Source organism: Alcaligenes phenolicus (genome assembly GCF_032063905.1).
Classification (GTDB): domain Bacteria; phylum Pseudomonadota; class Gammaproteobacteria; order Burkholderiales; family Burkholderiaceae_B; genus Alcaligenes; species Alcaligenes phenolicus.
Window position 1 is genome coordinate 143,002 of sequence record NZ_DAMBOE010000005.1, and the last position, 18,839, is coordinate 161,840.

The 18,839-nt window shown below is 56.8% G+C and carries 13 protein-coding genes; 8 read left to right on the plus strand and 5 right to left on the minus strand.

Translation table 11 applies throughout. From position 1 onward, the window contains the following. Positions 1-874 precede the first annotated feature (874 nt). Positions 875-2,377, plus strand: coding sequence for an AMP nucleosidase (locus tag U2949_RS12085; protein WP_026483878.1), 1,503 nt, complete (start codon positions 875-877; stop codon positions 2,375-2,377). A gap of 147 nt (positions 2,378-2,524) precedes the next feature. Continuing rightward, positions 2,525-2,983 (plus strand): PaaI family thioesterase, encoded by a 459-nt coding sequence (locus tag U2949_RS12090; protein ID WP_026483877.1) that lies wholly within the window; start codon positions 2,525-2,527, stop codon positions 2,981-2,983. 293 nt (positions 2,984-3,276) lie between these two features. Here U2949_RS12090 and U2949_RS12095 read toward each other — a convergent pair whose 3' ends face one another. From U2949_RS12095 to U2949_RS12110, 4 genes are all read right to left on the minus strand, one after another. After that, positions 3,277-4,302: a DctP family TRAP transporter solute-binding subunit gene (locus tag U2949_RS12095; RefSeq protein WP_026483876.1), complete on the minus strand. Its 1,026-nt coding sequence runs from the start codon at positions 4,300-4,302 to the stop codon at positions 3,277-3,279. A 45-nt stretch (positions 4,303-4,347) separates the two neighbouring features. After that, complete coding sequence (locus U2949_RS12100) at positions 4,348-5,649, minus strand: TRAP transporter large permease (RefSeq protein WP_009461177.1); 1,302 nt, start codon at positions 5,647-5,649, stop codon at positions 4,348-4,350. Next, positions 5,646-6,167 (minus strand): TRAP transporter small permease, encoded by a 522-nt coding sequence (locus U2949_RS12105; RefSeq protein ID WP_042484816.1) that lies wholly within the window; start codon positions 6,165-6,167, stop codon positions 5,646-5,648. The genes U2949_RS12100 and U2949_RS12105 overlap by 4 nt, the downstream gene beginning before the upstream one ends. Before the next feature lie 329 nt (positions 6,168-6,496). Beyond that, positions 6,497-7,297 carry an SET domain-containing protein gene (locus U2949_RS12110; RefSeq protein WP_321287978.1) on the minus strand — a complete coding sequence of 267 codons (801 nt, stop codon included), beginning with the start codon at positions 7,295-7,297 and terminating at the stop codon, positions 6,497-6,499. A gap of 56 nt (positions 7,298-7,353) precedes the next feature. Here U2949_RS12110 and ilvB point away from each other — a divergent pair, with 56 nt between their 5' ends. The 5 genes from ilvB (at position 7,354) to U2949_RS12135 (ending at position 12,533) form a co-directional block, all read left to right on the plus strand. Beyond that, positions 7,354-9,123 carry a biosynthetic-type acetolactate synthase large subunit gene (gene ilvB, locus U2949_RS12115; RefSeq protein ID WP_321287980.1) on the plus strand — a complete coding sequence of 590 codons (1,770 nt, stop codon included), beginning with the start codon at positions 7,354-7,356 and terminating at the stop codon, positions 9,121-9,123. A 110-nt stretch (positions 9,124-9,233) separates the two neighbouring features. Next, complete coding sequence (locus tag U2949_RS12120; protein ID WP_026483872.1) at positions 9,234-10,199, plus strand: TRAP transporter substrate-binding protein; 966 nt, start codon at positions 9,234-9,236, stop codon at positions 10,197-10,199. Between the two features lie 12 nt (positions 10,200-10,211). After that, positions 10,212-10,709 (plus strand): TRAP transporter small permease, encoded by a 498-nt coding sequence (locus tag U2949_RS12125; protein WP_257723358.1) that lies wholly within the window; start codon positions 10,212-10,214, stop codon positions 10,707-10,709. An 82-nt stretch (positions 10,710-10,791) separates the two neighbouring features. Beyond that, positions 10,792-12,069 (plus strand): TRAP transporter large permease, encoded by a 1,278-nt coding sequence (locus tag U2949_RS12130; protein WP_321287982.1) that lies wholly within the window; start codon positions 10,792-10,794, stop codon positions 12,067-12,069. 29 nt (positions 12,070-12,098) lie between these two features. Then, a complete protein-coding gene (locus tag U2949_RS12135) occupies positions 12,099-12,533 on the plus strand; it encodes a CopD family copper resistance protein (RefSeq protein WP_009463604.1) in 435 nt (144 codons plus the stop codon). Positions 12,534-13,482: 949 nt separating this feature from the next. Here U2949_RS12135 and U2949_RS12140 read toward each other — a convergent pair. Next, the gene (locus U2949_RS12140; RefSeq protein ID WP_321287986.1) at positions 13,483-16,074 is read right to left on the minus strand and encodes a DNA topoisomerase III; all 2,592 of its coding nucleotides are present in this window, start codon (positions 16,072-16,074) and stop codon (positions 13,483-13,485) included. Positions 16,075-16,187: 113 nt separating this feature from the next. On the opposite strand from U2949_RS12140, the gene U2949_RS12145 reads away from it, so the two are divergent. Beyond that, positions 16,188-18,740: a GDYXXLXY domain-containing protein gene (locus U2949_RS12145; RefSeq protein ID WP_321287988.1), complete on the plus strand. Its 2,553-nt coding sequence runs from the start codon at positions 16,188-16,190 to the stop codon at positions 18,738-18,740. The last annotated feature ends 99 nt before the right edge of the window (positions 18,741-18,839 follow it).

An 18,839-nucleotide genomic window follows, 5' to 3' on the forward strand; every position in this document is an offset into this window, starting at 1 on the left:
GCGCCAGGACACAAATGACATCAGAGGGCGAGCAGATTGCTTGAAGCGAAAATCACTAAAATACGCTAACCCATTGTAAATTAGCCTAAATACAAGCTAATTTGCGCGATGACGAGCTATGTCTCACACGCATGCCGAGCACACTGCCAGGTTGGATAACTTAAATTATGAAGGACTGACGCTAGCTGGATTTAATACTAAAAGTATTAAGACTACATACTTAATGTATTTACTGGTTTTGGGCAAGTCTTATATATGAGGTAGAAGACGTGCCTGACTTCCACTTGTCATCATAAGCTGCCTCACCAGGCCCTGCTTGAAATACTTGATATGCCCGCCAAGCCGCTTGTTCAGCGCCATTAGCATAAAAACAGGGCTTTGGGTCAAGGGCTTGCGCCAGGGCTCTACCTGCCTGATCTCGGAAAAATGGAATTTACCCAAAACCGGGGTAAAGCTGCCTGTTTAAATGGGGCCTGTGAGTAAATTCAGTCTCAAAACCAACGATAGTGGTGTCCATTGTGTGGACAGTGGGGCTTGTGATTCAGTCAAAAACCAGTAACGACATTTGCTTTGGGTGGGACTGGGGCTGGGCTGCCTTGCTCGGATACGGCAAGACGCTGGGGCGCTAAGCGAGCCATTGCAAAGGTATATGGGTGATGGCTTTAAGCGCAGGCGAAAACGATAGCCGAACGTCTGTATTGGGGGGCGATGGTCCGCGAAAGCGGCAGACGGTCAGGCCTGTCTGTTCGGCTGGTACATGAGCGTCAGGATCAGGCGGCTGAATTTGTCATGGAGTCGTGTAGGAGGCGGAACAATAAACAGCTTATGATGCTTGCAGATCTGCTTGTCTTTGTTTCCCCTTGGAATACTTGTTATGTCTGATCCCAGCGGTTTTTCTCGTATCACGTCCACGCCGGAGCTGATTCCATTCAATGGCTATCAGGATGCCGGTCAGGCTTTGGAGCAACTGCGCCATATTTACGACCGCAACACCGCTTTTTTGCGCGACTCTTTTGCCCAGTGCCTGGAAACCGGATTTCCACGTGGGCAGCGTTTCAGAGCCTGCTACCCTGCAGTGCGTTTGCGCGTCGATACCTATCAGGAAGTGGATAGCCGCCTGTCTTATGGACATGTGGTCGAGCCCGGTGTGTACATGACCACCATTACCGCTCCTGGCCTCTATCACGATTACTTGCTGGAGCAACTGGAACTGCTGCTGCGCAATCACGGTGTGCAGGTGGAAGTGGGGGAATCCTCCGTGCCTATCCCGCTGCATTTCGCCCTGAATAATGGTGTGCAGTCCACGGTGACAACCGTGCCTGAATCGCCCGGTGACACTTTGCGCGATCACTTCGATGTACCGGATCTGGCGTATATGGACGATGCCATCGTGAACGGTACGTGGGAGCGCGTGCATAACGAACCCTTGCCGCTGGCCCCTTTTACTGCGCCGCGTATTGATTACTCCTTGCATCGTTTGCAGCACTACAGCGCTACTCGTCCCGAGTACTTCCAGAACTTTGTGCTGTTCACCAATTATCAGTTTTATGTGGACGAGTTCTGCCAGTGGGCGCGTGAAGTGCTGCAGGCGGATGATCAAGGCTATATAGATCTGGTGGAGCCGGGCAACATCATCACTCCGGCGGGTGCGAATGCATCCACAACTGGTTCGCCCCTGGCTCGCGCGCCGCAAATGCCTTCGTATCACTTGCGCCGTGCCGATCATTCCGGCATCACCCTGATCAATATCGGTGTGGGGCCATCCAATGCCAAGACCATTACCGATCACGTTGCTGTTCTGCGCCCTGCTGCCTGGCTGATGCTGGGCCATTGCGCCGGTTTGCGTACTACTCAGCGTCTGGGTGATTACGTACTGGCACATGGCTATGTACGTCAGGATCACGTGCTGGACGAGGATTTGCCCACCTGGGTGCCCATCCCTCCTCTGGCGGAAATTCAGGTTGCCCTGGAGCAGGCCGTGGCCGAGGTGGCCGGGCTGTCCGGCTGGGAGCTGAAACGCATCATGCGCACGGGTACGGTGGCGTCCATCGATAACCGTAATTGGGAATTGCGTGATCACCACGAGCCGGTGCGGCGCTTGTCGCAGTCGCGGGCGATTGCGCTGGACATGGAGTCTGCCACCATTGCTGCCAATGGCTTCCGCTTCCGTGTCCCATATGGCACCTTGCTGTGCGTGTCGGACAAGCCCTTGCATGGCGAGCTGAAACTGCCGGGTATGGCCAGCGAATTCTATGCACGTCAGGTTGGCCAGCATCTGCATATTGGCATCCGGGCGCTGGAACTGCTGCGCGAGATGCCCAAAGAAAGGCTGCACTCGCGCAAGCTGCGCAGCTTCCTGGAAACGGCGTTTCAATAAGATATTGCAGGCCTTGTTAGTGCCTACGCGCCTGGGTGGGTTGTTGGCTCGTAGCACTGACAAACCACCTTTAGTGGCTTAAGAAATAGGCCGTGCTACCAAGTGGAGCACGGCCTCCTGGTTTCTTTGAGGACAGCAGATACTCATATGGTTAAAGCGTTTCAAGATTTTTATGCCGACAACTTCAGCCATTGCTACGGTTGCGGCAAACATAATCCCGACGGGCATCAGCTAAAGAGCTATTGGGACGGCGACGATACCGTGGCCCGCTACACTCCCAAGCCGATTTACAGCGGTGGCGTGCCCAACCATGTATACGGCGGCTTGATTGCTTCCTTGTTGGACTGCCACGGTACTGCTTCTGCGGCAGCCTTCATCTATCGGGATCTGAATATCGAGATGGGCACCAGCGAGGAGCCAATTCGCTGTGTGACAGCCTCCCTGAAAGTGGAGTTTCGGCGTCCTACTCCAATGGGGACAGAGCTGACGGTACAAGGCAAGCTGCGTGAGCTGGATGGACGCAAGGTCTGGGTGGACCTGTCGCTTAGCGCGAATGGCGAATTGTGTGCGACGGGTGAAATGCTGGCGATACGCTTCAAGGAATAAGCGGGATTTTTTTGGGGCTCAGCGGTCAACGTGCTTTGACACGGTGTCTTGGACTTGCTGATCGCTCAGAAGGAAGCTGGTCTTTGATATTTGCAGGCTGTAAAGAATGCCCTCAGGTTGTGCCGCCGATTTATGGCATTTCTTTCTTCGAGGGTAACCCGGAGGTTGAAAGTATCCCCACGCTGCGCTCGTAGGCTGCTGCTTTCATGAGGTTTGTTTTGTGCGGGGCAGCCAGACAATAAAAAAAGCCGAGCCTGAATGGGCCCGGCTTTTCGTCCTTCAAACCCAGCTAATTAGCGGCTGGCAGCAATCGCGTCGCGCGCCTTCTTCACCAGGTCCTCACCAATGGTTTTGGTCCATTTCTCGACCACGCCTTCGGTTGCCTTGGCAAAGGCAGCGTGCTGCTCAGGCGTCAGGCTGGTGACCTTCACACCGTGGCTTTCGATCTCTTTGAGCAAGGCAGGATCTTCCGCCGTGATGCCGGTACGGGCAATTACGATTTCACGTTTACCGGCTTCAATAGCGGCCTCACGCACGATCTTCTGGTCTTCCTCGCTCCAGGATTTCCACACGTCGCGGTTCACCACAAATACCAGTGGGTCAGACACGTAGTTCCACAGGGTCAGGTACTGCTGCTGCACGTCGTACAGCTTGGCGCCGGCGTAAATGGACAGGGGGTTCTCCTGGCCGTCTACGGCCTTATTAGCCAGTGCGGGTTGTGCATCTGCCCAGCTCATTTGCGTAGGGTTGGCACCCAGGGCGCTGAAGGTGTCCATGTACAGCGGCGAACCGACCACGCGCAGTTTCAGGCCCTTCATGTCTTCAGGCTTGGTCACTTCGTGTTTGGAGTTGCTGAGCTGACGGAAACCGTTTTCACCCCAGGCCAGAGGCACCACACCGGCTTTCTCGATGTAGCCAAACAGGTCCTTGCCCACTTCGCCGTTGATCAAAGCGTCGGTGGCTTTGGCATCCGGTTGCAGGAATGGCAGGGAGAACAGGTTCAGCTGCTTGATCTGGGGGGACCAGTTGATGGTGGAGCCCACGGCCATATCAATCATGCCTTGGCGAATGGCAGTGAATTCGCGTGTCTGGTCACCTTGTACCAGCGAGGTGCCGGGGTAGATCTTGATGTTGATGCGGCCATCGGTACGCTCGCGTACCAGGTCGGACCAGATTACCGCCCCTTGACCCCAAGGGAAGGTGGTACCCACCACGATGGACAGCTTGTACTCGGATTTGTAGGCGGCTTGGGCAGCGGGAACCACGGCCAGGGTGGCGGCTGTACATGCCAGAGTGGCCAGAATGTGACGTAATTTCATGGGTCAGGTCTCCCTTTCTATGAGTTGTGTTTCAGTCTTGTGGTTTTAGTTAAAGCCCAGGTAGCGCGGCAGCCACAGGGCAATCTCGGGTTGTGCGATAACGAGCAGCATGGTCGAGCCCATGCCCAGCAGCAGCCAGCCTACCCAACGCAGGGTGCTTTCCATGGGGACGCCCGCGATACGGCAGGCGACCATCAGGTTGACGGCCACTGGCGGGGTGAACTGGCCCAGGGCCACGTTCAAGGTCAGCAAGACACCGAACCAGACGGGGTGCCAGCCAAAGTTGTAGGCAATCGGCATGAACAGCGGCACGAAGATCAGGAAGATCGAGATGCCATCCAGGAACATGCCCAGCACAATCAGCATGACAATCATCAGCGCCAAAATGCCGTACTCGCCCAGACCGGAATTGATGATGGCATTGGTGACGGGGTCAATAATGCTCAGGGTGGACAGAGCCCAGGCAAAAATACCGGCCAGCGCCACGACCATCATGATGACGGCTGATAATTCGGCGGCTTCCCGCAGGATCAAAAACAGATCGCGGAACTTGATGGTGCGGTGGATGACCATGCCTACGAACAGGCCGTAGAATACGGCCACAACAGCCGCTTCGGTGGGGGTGAACAGACCCAGGCGCATACCGCCCAGAATGATTACCGGCGCAATCAGGCCCCAGGCCGCTTCTCGCAGGCTGCGCCAGAAGGGTGGACGTGGCAGTTCGGCTTCGGCCAATCCCAGCTTGTGACGACGCGACAGCCAGATGGCCGGAATAATCAGGCCAATACCCGCCAGAATGCCGGGGAACATACCGGCCGCAAACAGCGCAGGTACGGAGGCCTCGGGCACCAGCACCGAGTAAATAATGAAGGCGATGGAGGGGGGAATCAGAATGTCGGTGGCTGCACCCGCGCCCACAATACTGGCCGCAAAAGGACCGGGATAGCCCGCGCGTTTCATGGCGCCGATCATGACCGCGCCCACGGCAGCGGCGCAGGCTGGGCCGCTGCCGGAAATACCGCCCAGGAACATGGCTACGCCAATGGCAACGACGGGCAACATGCCAGGACCACGGCCAACCAGCGCTACGGCAAAGTTCACCAGACGGCTGGCCACGCCCGAGCGGTCAAAAATGGAGCCCACCAGCACAAACATGGGAATGGCCAGCAAAGGGTATTTGGCCAGACCGGCGTAAAAGCTTTGCGGCACGGCCATCAGGCCAAACCAGTGCGTATCCAGGTTGGACATCAAAATGGCAAAGGCACCGCCTATACCCAGGGATACGCCAACGGGCACACCCACCAGCATCAAACCAATGAAGATGACGAACAGCAACGTTGCAATCATGATTTGGCCTGCCAACGACGCACCCACATGCCCAGCAAACGCAGGCTCAGGGTAGTAGACAGGATGGGCAGCCACATGCTGTACCACCAGGTTGGGACACCAATGGACGGCGAGGTATCACCCCATTCGAACTCGTCCAGGGCCATGCGGCCGGACAGAATGGCCATGCCGACAAAGAACAGCAGGCTCATGCCAATGCCAAACAGGGCCAGGCGGCGTTGACGACGCTGTGTGCCCGCATCGGCAAAGACTTCAATACGAATGTGCAAGTGGCGCACACAGGCGCTGGCACCGGCATTCATGGTCAGGACCACCAGCAGGAAGATGGAGATTTCCTCGGTCCAGGCAAAGGAACTATCGGTCAGATAGCGCACAAACACGTTGGCAAAAGTAATTAATGCCAGGGCCGCCATGATCAGGACCGAAGCCCAGTCTTCTATTTGCAAGGGAATACGCAGGCCGGATTCGGCGGGCGAGGCGGCGTGATTATCAGGTGTATCTGTAGAACTTGAATCCATGAGATCTGTCAGATTTGGCAATAAAGCTACATGCTAGCGGTCAAAGACGGGGCTGGCAGTGAGTAATTTCCCCCGGTGCAAACGCACCCTTGGGCCTTGTTTGGCCTGGGGAGAGACGATAGGGATTTGGGGGCGAGGGCACACGCAATAGGGGGGTGGTGCTTCGCCTAGCTGATGAGGTGTAAAACCTGGCCCGGCACGACAGATGGGCCTGTGTGTGGCGCTCTGAGAGGCCCGACTGGGGTGTTGCCGGGCTTGCTGTGCGGGTGATTAGCAAGGGTGCAGGCTGCCGGTGGGGCAGCCTGGGCTAATGCAAGCTGGGGGACAGCTTACTCTTTTTTACGGTCCTTTTTCCCTTTTGTGCCTTCTTTGTCCTTTTTGGACGCTTTTTTGTCTTTATTTTTATCTTTGTTTTTGGCTTTGTCTTTTTTCTTCTTTTTGCCCTTCTTGTCTTTTTTGTCTTTGGAACTTGAGGACTCGTTATCGTCGTCCGTGTCCTCGTCTTTATCCTGATCGGACTCGCCCTTTTCTGCCTGCTTATTGGCAGCGGCTTTCAGATCAGCGGTTTTTTGTTTGGATGAAACCGGCGTTTTACGGGCTTGCTCCATTTCTGCATCCAGCTCGGCAGCCACTTCACGCAGCTCGTCTGCCACAGCCTGGGAGCGATCCGATTGCAGGGCAATCATGGTGCCACGGCATTGGGCAGCGCCACACAGACAGCGATAGTTCTGCTTGAGCTCCTCGGTAATTTCATCGTCGATGACCAGCGAGTAGTCATACAAGAGCTCTTCCCCGGCGGGAATATCGCGCATGGCCACAATAAACACGCGTGATCCGTCCACGTTCTCGTGACCCTCACAGTTGGGGGCGCAAGAGTGGTTGATCCAGCGCGAGTCATTGCCGCCCTGACCACCGTCCACAATTTTGCCGTTGCTCAAGGCAAAGAAAAACGTGTGAAAAGGCTCGTCCGGATTGACCGGGAACAGGGCATCGGCTTGTTCGGGTGTCAGCCGCTTGCCTGCGTATTGCAGGATGCGAGTTCCGGCAGGAATATCGCGTAGCGCAAAGACGCCATTGCCGTGCAGTTTGGACGGTTTGACGACGTGCCAGGGTTGGCGTTGAGTGACCATGGGGAATCAGCCTGTAAAAGGGGATAAACTGGACGGCGATCTCTATCTTACAAAACATGCAGGGCTACGCAACCATGTCACTTGAAACGACCGCCCACAACGGCGCGCAAATCTTGCTCGAAACCTTGATCGCTCAGGGTGTAGATACCATTTTTGGTTATCCTGGCGGAGCGGTGTTACCGCTCTATGATGCTCTTCATGCACAACCGCGAATTCGTCATATTCTGGTCCGCCACGAGCAAGCTGCCGTACACGCGGCCGAAGGCTATGCCCGCAGCACCGGCAAACCTGGCGTGGTGCTGGTGACGTCGGGCCCTGGTATGGCCAATACCACCTCCGGTTTGCTCGATGCCTTGTGTGATTCTATTCCTGTCCTGTGTATTAGTGGTCAAGTAGCGACCACCGCAATTGGTACCGCTGCGTTTCAGGAGTGCGATGCGATTGGTATTTCCCGCCCTGTGACCAAGTGGAATGCCCAGGTTCGTCGCATTGAAGACGTGGCCTCCCTGACGGCCAAGGCCCTGCGCCTGTGTACCCAGGGCCGCCCTGGCCCGGTGCTGCTGGACTTCCCCAAAGATATTCAGATCGCCACCCTGCCCGCTGCCAGCAGCGAGGCTCCAGTCCAGGAAGAGGCCGACAGCCTGTTGGCTCCTGCCGCTCCGGCCCCTGCCCAGGAAGCGGCAATCAAACGCGCCGCCGCCATGATTGCGCACGCTCGCCGCCCCGTGTTTTACGGCGGCGGTGGCTTGATCAACTCCGGTGCCGATGCCAGCCACGCCTTCACCAGCCTGGTTCAGGAAACCGGCGCACCTTGCACTCTGACCTTGATGGGCTTGGGTGCTTACCCCGCACGTGATGAGCAGTTCGTGGGCATGTTGGGCATGCACGGTACGCTGGAAGCCAATCTGGCCATGCACCATGCGGATCTGATTATCTGTGTGGGCGCTCGTTTCGACGACCGCATTACCGGCCGTCTGTCCGATTTCTGCCCGCATGCCAGCAAGATTCATATTGATATCGACCCCGGTTCCATCGACAAGGTGGTGCGTGCTGATGTGGCTTTGGTGGGTGATTGCTATCCCCTGTTGCGCGCCCTGCGCAAAGAGCTGTCGCATCACGAATTGCCGGAAGGTCGCTTGCATGAGTGGTGGCAGCGCATTGGCGTGTGGCGTGCTCAAGAGTGCTTGAAAGTGACGCCTCATAGCGACGCCATCTTGCCGCAGCACTTGCTGCAACGTCTGGACGCGCATCTGGAAGGCCGTGATGCCATCGTCTCTACCGATGTGGGCCAGCACCAGATGTGGGCCGCGCAGTACATCAAGTTTGATCGTCCTCGCCGTTGGCTGACTTCGGGTGGGGCCGGCACAATGGGGTACGGCGTACCTGCTGCGTTTGGGGCGCAGATTGCGCATCCGGACAAGCTGGTGGTGTGTGTCAGTGGTGACGCGTCGGTGCTGATGAATATTCAGGAACTGGCCAGCGCTGTGCAGCATCGCACGCCGATCAAGGTGATTCTGTGCAATAACCGCCACATGGGCATGGTGCGCCAGTGGCAAGAGCTGATTCACGATGGCCGCTACAGCCACAGCTATAACGAAGCCATGCCGGATTTTGTGGCCTTGTCGCGCGCCTTTGGTTGGGAAGCCGAACGCGTGGAGCATCCCGATCAGCTGGATGCGGCGCTGGAGCGTTGTCTGGCCCACGATGGCCCGTTCTTCCTGAACGTGGAAGTGCTGGCGCTGGAAAACTGTTTCCCCATGATGCCAGCGGGCTATGGCCATCAACAGGTCATGTTGTCCGAAGATAACTGGTACGTAGAAGAATAAGGTGCCCGTTTGGGACACAGGCGTAAAAACCCCTATGTCCCAGCCCGAGCACTACGCATTAAATACACTGATCCATTCAGACAGGAGGGGCATGCATGATGTACCGTCACATGAAGAACCGTCTTTTGGCCGCAGGTTTGATGCTGGGCTTGGGCCTGGCGGCGGGAGCGGCCACGGCCCAGACTTCCTTGAAGCTGGCTTACGCTTTGTCCACCAGCTCTCACTATGGTGCGGGCGCAAAAGCCTTTGCCAGTGCCTTGGAAAAGGACGGCAACTACACCATCGAGGCCTTTCCTAACAGCGCCTTGGGCGGCGAGCGCGAAGTCATTGAAGGCTTGCAACTGGGCACGATTGATCTGGCGATTGTGTCTACGGGCGCAACCCTGAACTTTGTGCCCAAGACTGGCGTATTCGATATTCCTTTCCTTTTCCGCGACCTGCAACATGCCCGCCATGTGCTTGATGGCAAGATCGGTCAGGACATGCTGGCTGAATTTCCCAAACGCGGAATTGTGGCGCTGGCCTGGGGCGAGCAAGGCTTCCGTCACCTGACCAATAATGTGCGTCCTGTCACCACCCCAGCTGATGCCAAGGGCCTGAAGATTCGCACCACAGAGAACCCCATCCATATTGCCGCTTTCCGTGAAATCGGTATTCTGGCTACGCCTATGGCCTGGCCGGAAGTGGCAACCGCACTGCAACAGGGCACCATCGACGGTCAGGAAAACCCCTTGTCCGTGATTGTGTCGGCCAAGCTGCCGCAGCTGCAAAAGTATTTGTCGCTGACTGCTCACGTGTATGGCCCGGCCCTGGTGCTGATGTCTCCGGCGGTGTATGACGGCCTGTCCGATCAGGACAAGCAGTTGATGAAAGATGCCGGCGTAACGGCTGCACAGGCCATGCGTGATTACGTGGACGACATCGAGAAAACTGGCGTGGATGCCGTCAAGGCGGAAGGCATGCAGGTCAATACGGTTGACCACGCGGCATTTGCCAAAGCGGTAGAGCCCGTCTATCCCCAGTACTACAAACAGTTCGGCCAGGAGCTGGTCGAGGCCATTCGTCAGACTCAGTAAACGGCGTTCATCATGAAAGCGCTGCTGTCTGTGCTGGACAAGGGCCTGTTTCGTCTGGTGTCCTGCGTAACGCAGTTGCTGCTGCTCTCGGCAGTGGCAGCTGCGTTCTATCAAGTGATTGCCCGGTTCGTGCTCCAGTCGCCCGCCGACTGGAGCGAGGCCTGGTCGCGTGCTGCCTTGATCTGGACGGTCATGCTGGGTCTGTGTCTGGCCCTGCGTCAGGGCGCCATGCTGAGCGTGGATGTGTTGCGACTTTGGGTCGGGCAGCGGGCACAGCATTGGCTGGATGTGGCCGTGCTGCTTGCTTGTCTGACCTTTTTCGGCCTGTTGACCTGGGTCGGTATTCAAATGACCTGGCGGGTACGGTTTCAGACCATGCCCAGCCTGGAGTGGTCCATTTCCTGGGTGTACATCGCTATCCCGATTGGTGCCGTGCTGGCCATTTTGGGCCTGTTGGCTCGTTGGCTGGAGAAACCAGCGCCTGCTGTAGTCGATAACATGCAGCTCTAATTCAAGACCTGATTCCGTGCCTGTAAAGCACCACCGAACTCTGGATGTCCTACGGGCATCTGTTTAGACCGGAGACCGTATCGTGTCCCAGATCATGCTTGTGTCCATGCTGCTGTTTTTTGTATTGACAGTGCCCGTGGCGATTGCCGTGGGGCTGGCCAATATGGCGGGGGTAGCCTGGGAGGGGCGCATGACTTTTCTGGTCATCGCCCAGCAGTTGTATGCAGCTCTGGACAAGTACCCCCTGGTGGCGGTGCCCTTCTTCATTCTGGCGGGCAACCTGATGGAGTCGGGCGGCATGTCCAACCGTATGGTGGAGTTTGCCAAAAGCCTGGTGGGTGGTGTTCAAGGGGGCTTGGCCTGCAGCTGTGTACTGACCTGCATGATTTTTGCGGCGGTGGCCGGTTCCAGTGTGGCAACTACTTTTGCGGTCGGGGCAATTCTGATCCCTGCCATGGTCCGGCATGGCTACCCGGCACCGTTCGCGGCATCCTTGCAAGCCTCAGCGGCTGAGTTGGGGGTGATCATCCCGCCGTCCATTCCCATGATTCTGTTTGCCGTATCCACGGACACGTCGGTAGGCGAGCTGTTCGTTGCGGGTATTGGCCCTGGCTTGCTGATTGGCGGCGTCTTGATGCTTTATGTGTGGCTGTATGCACGTCGCCATGGTCTGGGTTTGCAGGACGGTGTGGGGCGTTTGGGTGTCTGGACGGCATTCCGTCAGGCGTGGCTGGCCTTGTTGATGCCGGTGATTATTCTCGGCGGGATTTACGGGGGTATTTTCACGCCTACCGAGGCTTCGGCGGTGGCGGTAGTCTATGCCTTGATCGTGAGCATGTTTGTCTACCGCAGCGTTAAATGGGGCGACTTGTCCAAGGTGCTGCATCGTTCCGTGGTGTCCACGGCGGTCATCATGTTCATCATCGCCAACGCGGGTGTGTTTGGCTTCCTGCTCAATCGCACCGGCATTCCGGCTGCCATGGGGATCTGGTTGGGGGAATTGTTCAGCAGCCCGATGATGTTCTTGCTGGGTGTGAACGCGGCCTTGTTTGTGGTGGGGATGTTCGTCGAGACTTCCGCCTCGATTGTGGTGCTGGCTCCGCTCTTGCTACCGGTAGCGGTGCAGTTTGGGATTGATCCGGCGCATTTTGGCATCATCATGGTGGTTAATCTGGCGCTGGGAATGGTGACTCCGCCCTTTGGCGTGAACCTGTTTGCGGCGTGTTCAGTAGCCGGAATTTCTTTGGAAAAACTGATACGCCCCCTGCTGCCTTTTGTCGTTGTCATCCTGGCCTGTTTGATGCTGATCAGCTATGTGCCAGAAGTCAGTTTGTGGGCGCGAGACCTGGTGTACCGTTAATGAATTGTCTGCTTTCCTGAGCGCTGTTCATGAGCTATTTTCTCTTGTTGTTGGTTCACCTTCTGGCTGCGATTTTCTTCATCGGCACCGTGTTTTTCGAGGTGCTGATGTTGTCGCCTTTGGCGCGTCAGGTTTCCCGGCCATCGATGCGGGAGTTCGAGTATGCCCTGGGGCGGCGGGCGCGTCGCATCATGCCTTGGGTTTTGTTATTGCTCTACGGTGCGGGCTTGAGTCTGGCCTGGCAGCATCGGGCTTTGTTTGAGGTCGGCGGCGCTCGTGCGTGGATACTGGGCGTAAAGATCACCCTGGCGCTAAGCGTATTTGGGCACTTTCTATCCGTAATGGTGATGAGCCGACGCAAGACCATGACGGCGCGGCGTTCACGGATTATCCACCTTAGTGTTTTTGCACACGTCCTGCTGATTGTGGTGCTTGCTAAGGCTTTGTTTTACTTACCGCTTTAGTTGCGGTTTTGATGCTGCTGCATTGTGGTTTAGAAGGGTTTTGGCTCTGGAGTAGTGCTTGGGACGGAGCTTGGCATAGGAGAGGTGATTAAAAGCCAGGCTCGAGTCCGTGGGGCATTGGGGGTGGGCTGAGCACTTGCCGGTGCTGCGCACCGGTTCCCTAGTCAGGAGATAGCGCAGGGCGCATCCTGAACTCGCACGATGGTTTGTCCACCGGACAAACCATAAGCGTCGTGCTCAAACAGCAGGATGCTTGTACCCCTGCGCTATCTCCTGCCCGCGGCAAGTACTCTGACCCGCCCACCCCCAATGCCCCACGGACTCGAGCCTTCACACCGTTTTAATACCTCGGCCTTGCAACACTGTTTCGGTTGAGTTTGCATTGGCTGTGGCTGTGGCTGTGGCTGTGGCTGTGGCTGCGTGCAGGGTGTCGTGTGCTTTGCACTATGTGTGTGTTGTTGTTGTTGTTGTTGTTGTTGTTGTTGTTGTTGTTGTTGTTGTTGTTGTTCGCTTTTCGATGCTTATGCTTGCTTAGCAGCCTATGTTTCGCTCGTTTCTTTATGCCATGCCCAGGGGCGTACATAAGTATTTGGGTGGAATTGAGGCCGTAATAGTAAGAAGCCTTACAGCTTCTGGGCAAAGAACTATTGTGAGCCGTTCAGGGACCGGGTTTGGGCCTCCGGGATGCAAGCGCCCTGTTGTTTGAGCCCGGCGTTTGTGGTTTGTCCGGGGGACAAACCACCGGGCGAGTTCAGGGCGCGCCCGGAGCCTGTACTCGACAAGGGAACCGGTGCGCAGCGCCGGCAAGTGCTCAGCCCGGAGACCCAAACCCGGTCCCTGAATGGCGTCTTCACAGAGACTCTCTTTCCCAGCCTGCAAACCCTACACGACTGCCCAAAAAAAACGGCCCCCAAAGAAGGAGGCCGTTCTTCCGAAGAAACCAAACTTTTTACTCAGCCTTGCTGGCCGTCTTTTTAGCAGCTGTTTTTTTAGCTGCCGTCTTCTTGGCCGCCGTCTTCTTCACTGCTGTCTTTTTAGCCGCTGCTTTAGTGGCCGTTTTCTTGGCGGCTGATTTGCGTCCTGGCTTCTCTGGACGAGGTTCGAACTCAAAGCCGATCTTGCCGTCTGCCTGACGCACCAGGAAGGCCTTGAACTTGCGGTTGGTACGCGAGGACACGAAACCATCCAGCAAGTCTGTCTTACCTTCACCTAACAGTTTGGCCATCTGTTCGCGGGTAATTTCCTGCTGCAGAATCACCTTGCCGCTACGGAAGTCGCAGCTCTTGGACGGGCCAACGGACTTCTCGCACAAATAACGCAAGCCGTGCTCAAAGACGGGAGACTGGCACTTGGGGCAGGGGCCGACCGGAGTCTGGCCGCTGAAATCCAGGGCTTCGTCATCATCGTCGTCGTTCTGGCCGAAGTCGAACTCCAGCTTGTACTCGTCGGTAATGCGCAAAAGTGCCGCAAAGGGACGGCCCATCTTGCTGATGAAACCGGGCAGTGGGCCCAGTTCTTTCTTGGCCAGCAGCTCTTCAACTTCAGGCAGCTCGAAGGTGCGACCACCGGGGTGCTTGCCGATAGAGAAATCGCAAGCGGTGCAGGCATAACGACGGTAATTTTCTTTGACCACGCCACCACATTTAGGGCATGGCGTCTGCAAGGTCGCGTAATCACCCGGAACTGTGTCGCGCTCATATTCTTTCGCACGCTTGACGATAACTTGCGTCATCTGCGCGATTTCACGCATGAACACGTCACGATCCAGCTGACGTTGCTCGATCTGCTTGAGCTGGTGCTCCCACTCGCCAGTCAGTTCGGGCGAAGTCAGCTCGCTAACTCCCAGGCCGGACAACAAAGTCATCAGCTGACGTGCCTTGGCGCTAGGCACCAGTTCGCGGCCTTCACGGCGCAGATAGGCTTCGTTCAGCAGACCTTCAATAATCGCAGCACGGGTGGCTGGTGTACCCAGACCGCGCTCGGACATGGCTTCGCGCAGGGCTTCATCGTCAACCAGCTTGCCGGCGCTTTCCATGGCCGACAACAAGGTCGCTTCCGTAAAGCGTGCGGGCGGCTTGGTGGCCAGCGCTTTGGTATTCACATCTTCGGTGCGAACCTTCTCGCCATCGGCAACGGGCACCAGGGACGCATCTTCACCTTGAGCATCGCGGCCATAAATAGCCAGCCAGCCTGGTTTGACCAGCACTTTGCCTTCGGTCTTGAAGTGGTGACCGGATACCTGCGTAATACGCGTGGTGACGCGGAATTCCGCAGCCGGGAAGAACACGGCCAGGAAGCGTCGGCTGATCAGCTCGTAAATTTTGTGTTCGGCATCGCTCAGCTCCCGAGGCACTTGCAAGGTGGGGATGATGGCAAAGTGATCCGAAACCTTCTTGTTGTCGAAAATCCGACGGTTGGGCTTGACCCACTTCTGCTCAACCACTTCCTGCGCAAACGGTTGCACTGAAGCGCTGGCAGGCGTGCCGCTGTCAGCCAGCGCACGCATGGTTTCTTGCACTGTACTTATATAGTCTTCGGGCAGATAGCGCGAATCGGTACGAGGGTAAGTCAGCGCCTTGTGGCGTTCGTACAGCGTCTGTGCCAAGGACAAGGTGGTCTTGGCAGAGAAGCCGAAGCGCGAGTTGGCTTCGCGTTGCAGCGAGGTCAAATCAAACAAGGCGGGTGACATCTGCGTGCTGGGCTTGGATTCCTCGGTGACTACGCCGGGTTGATCGCGGCACGCGGCCACAATGGTTTGGGCAGCCGTGAGGGACCATAGACGCGAGTCTTTTTTCTCGGGGTCATGCTCGTCTTTGACGAATTTAGGATCGAACCAGCGGCCGGTGTACAGGCCTGCAGCGGCAATAAAGTCCGCATGTACTTCCCAGTAATCACGCGACACGAACTGGCGAATGCGGTTCTCGCGCTCGTTCACGATAGCCAGCGTGGGGGTTTGCACACGGCCCACGGGAGTCTTGAAAAAGCCGCCATCCTTGCTGTTGAAGGCCGTCATGGCGCGGGTGCCATTAATGCCCACCAGCCAGTCTGCTTCGGCGCGTGAACGGGCCGCCGCTTCCAGCGGTTTCATGTCTTCATCGTCGCGCAGGTTTTCAAATGCTTCACGGATCGCCGATTGTGTCATCGAACGTAACCAAAGCCTTTGCACCGGTTTTTTCGCACCGGCGTACTGCATAATGTAGCGAAAAATCAGCTCTCCCTCGCGCCCCGCGTCACAGGCATTAATAACAGCGGTGACATCTTTTCGTTTGATCAGCTTGACCAGCAGTTTCAAGCGCTCAGTCGATTTCTTGTCAGTCGGGTTGAGCTCAAACTGAGGGGGAATAACAGGTAGATGTGTGAAGCTCCACTTGCCGCGGACCGGATCATTAGGGGCCACCAGGCCCAGCAGATGGCCGATGCTGGAGGCCAGCACATAGCGATCGCTTTCAAAATAATCACCTTCTCGAGTGAAACCGCCCAATGCCCGCGAGATATCTACGGCGACTGAAGGTTTCTCGGCAATGATTAGTGTTTTATCCATATGATTCCAGTGACAGCAACTGCGCTGCAATGCGCGAAATGATACGAGGTGCTTATCCCTCTATGCAAGTTATGAGACCTGACAAGACTAACGTATGGCCCACAGACTGGCGAGTGTTTCTGACAAAACTGGCCTGGGGTTTGGCCGTTTTGCTGCTCGCTAGTGGTCTGGTGACCTGGATTGCGGCCAATTGGGAAAACTGGGGGCACGTAGCCAAATTTGCCCTGGCTCAAGGTGCCGTGCTGGTTTCTGCAGGGCTGGCCTTGCTGTTTCGCCGACGTTCCGGTGGCTGGGGTCATGATCTGGGAGTGCCTGCTGCTTTGACCGGCCTGGCCGCCGTGGCCACGGGCGGTTTGCTTGCGCTGATTGGCCAGACTTATCAGACTGGCGCAGACCCTTGGCAACTTTTCGCATTGTGGACTGTGCTGATCATACCTTGGGTATTCACAGTGCGCAGTGTCTTTCTGTCGGTGCTGTGGCTAGTACTGATCAATACCGCCTTGTACTTATGGATAGACGTTGCCCGCTTGGGCTGGTTCGGGCGCAGTTACACCTCGCAGACCTTGCTAGCTCTGGCAGTCAATGCGCTGTTGTTGCTGGCCGCCGAAACCATCTGGCGTGCGCGTCATGACCCGTGGCGCATCGTGCCGCGTGTGGCAGCAATTGCGGTGGGTTTTTTCATCGGTGCCCAGGTCATGGAAGGCAACTTCCTGCTGGGGCTGGTCCTGTTCCTGGTGCTGTACGGTATTTATCACTACCGCCGCCCGGATTTGCTGATCATGTCCTTGGCCTCGTTCGGTGCGTATGGCTCCTTGAGCATGCTGATTATCGAGTATGCAAGCGATGCGTTCCTGCTGATCGTGGTGGTGATTGTGGGCCTGGGTCTGGGCTTGCTGCGCTTCCTGCAGCAACAGGTCGTCCGTTGGCGACGGACTCATGGTAGCGAAGCGGCAGCAACTCAAGCACCAGTGAACGCAGCAATGGCAACAAGTCCTGCCGCCTCAACAGCAGAGACCTTGGCCCACGCACAGGCTAGCGTTCAAGCTGACGCTGCTGCCCCGTTACAAGACGGGGGGCAGGCCGACGCCTCGGCGCTTCAGGACAGTGACGAGCATCACCCCTGGTATCTGCGCGTGATCAAGCTGTTCCTCTACCTGCTGTTACCGCTGATTATTCTGCTGTACCTGGCTGTTTCTCTGGACTTGAGTCTGGAAGCGCTAGGTGTACTGGGTGGCATCATGGCTCTGGTGTCCCCCGTGCTGTTTGGCAAGGCTCACTCAGTACCCAGCCGGGATCTGGTCGGCGGCTGGGTTGCGTGTGCGCTGCTCTTGCTGAGCGCGCCGCTTGTGGACATGCGCTACCCCTGGCCACCTGAGGCCAGCGCCATGATAGCCGTCGTGATCAGCACCTTGCTGTACAGGCTTGCCAAAGGCCAGTTCGTATTGCGCATGTTGCTGGTGATTTGGGCACTGGCCGCGATCGAGTTTCTGGTGATCGAGCGCTTGTTTGATCGCTGGACCATGATGCCTTATTGGGTGCTGGAAATGCCCGCGGCATTCATGTTCTTTGCTGCCTTGTTGTTAGGACATCTTTATTTGCGTGGTGAGCGTAAACCGCATTTCTGGCTGCCCTTGTTCTGGTCCTTGCTGCTCGCTTCCCAGATTCATCTTGTTTCGGCGGGCACGCTGTTTTATTCCATGCCCTTCTGGGACGAGTCGCGGCCTTACCTGACCGTAGCTGGCTTTCTGCTGGCGATGGCTCCTTTGGCGATACTGGCGTTTTATTGGCGCGGCTGGCGTGACCAGCCCCTGGTCTATGGCATTGCCTTGCTGGGGATGGCCGTTTTGTGCGCGGTCTGGACACCCTATCCGCCAGTGGCCCTGGCCTTGAGCTGGATTCTGGTGGCTTATGCCTGGCGCTATCTCAGCTTGTTGGCCGTGGCCGTGGCAATGGGCCTGTTCTGCCTCTGGCGTCTGTACTACATCCTGAATATCAGCTTGTTGGATAAGGCTGAACTGTTGCTGGCAACCGGGGTGGGATGTCTGGTCTTTGCCTATTTGGGGCAGTTGAGCCGCAAGAAGGCAGGGGCGGTAGCCGCGCCGCAGCAGGCCCCCAAAGGTATGGTTGCCAGCGTTCTGTTGGGGACGGTGCTGGTGCTGGGCGTGGCCAACGTGGCTATCGTGCAAAAGGAACGTATCTTGAGCGATGGTCAGACGGTGTTGCTGGAGCTGGCTCCGGTGGATCCCCGTTCGTTGATGCAGGGCGACTATATGTCCTTGAACTTTGCCCTGTCGCAGAATCTGTCTGCCCTGTCCTGGGGCTTGCCCAAGGACGTGCTTGCCAAGATGGACGCTCAGCAGTGGGTGGTTGTGGCTGTGCAGCTGGATGCGAACAAGGTGGCGCAGCTCAAGGGTGTTTATCTGGAGCAGGACGGCCAGGAGCGTCTGTGGACCGAAGAAGGCCCTGTGGCTGAGCCTTCCGATGTGATGCGCTTGCGCATGCGTCGTCACCGCAGTAACTGGACGCCTGGAACAGATGCCTGGTTCTTCGCTGAAGGCTCGGCAGATCGCTTCGATGCCGCCCGTTATGGTGAGTTTGCGGTGGTTGAGGGGGGACAAAGCCTGCTGCGCGCGATGCTGGACAAGGACAGAAAGGAAATCAAGTGAGCCTGACCTGATCAGTTGCGCTCAATAGCCTGTAGCCGGATTGCCTCTATCTAATAAAGACAATCCGGCTTTTTCGTATCTGGGACTTGTTTCTATAGA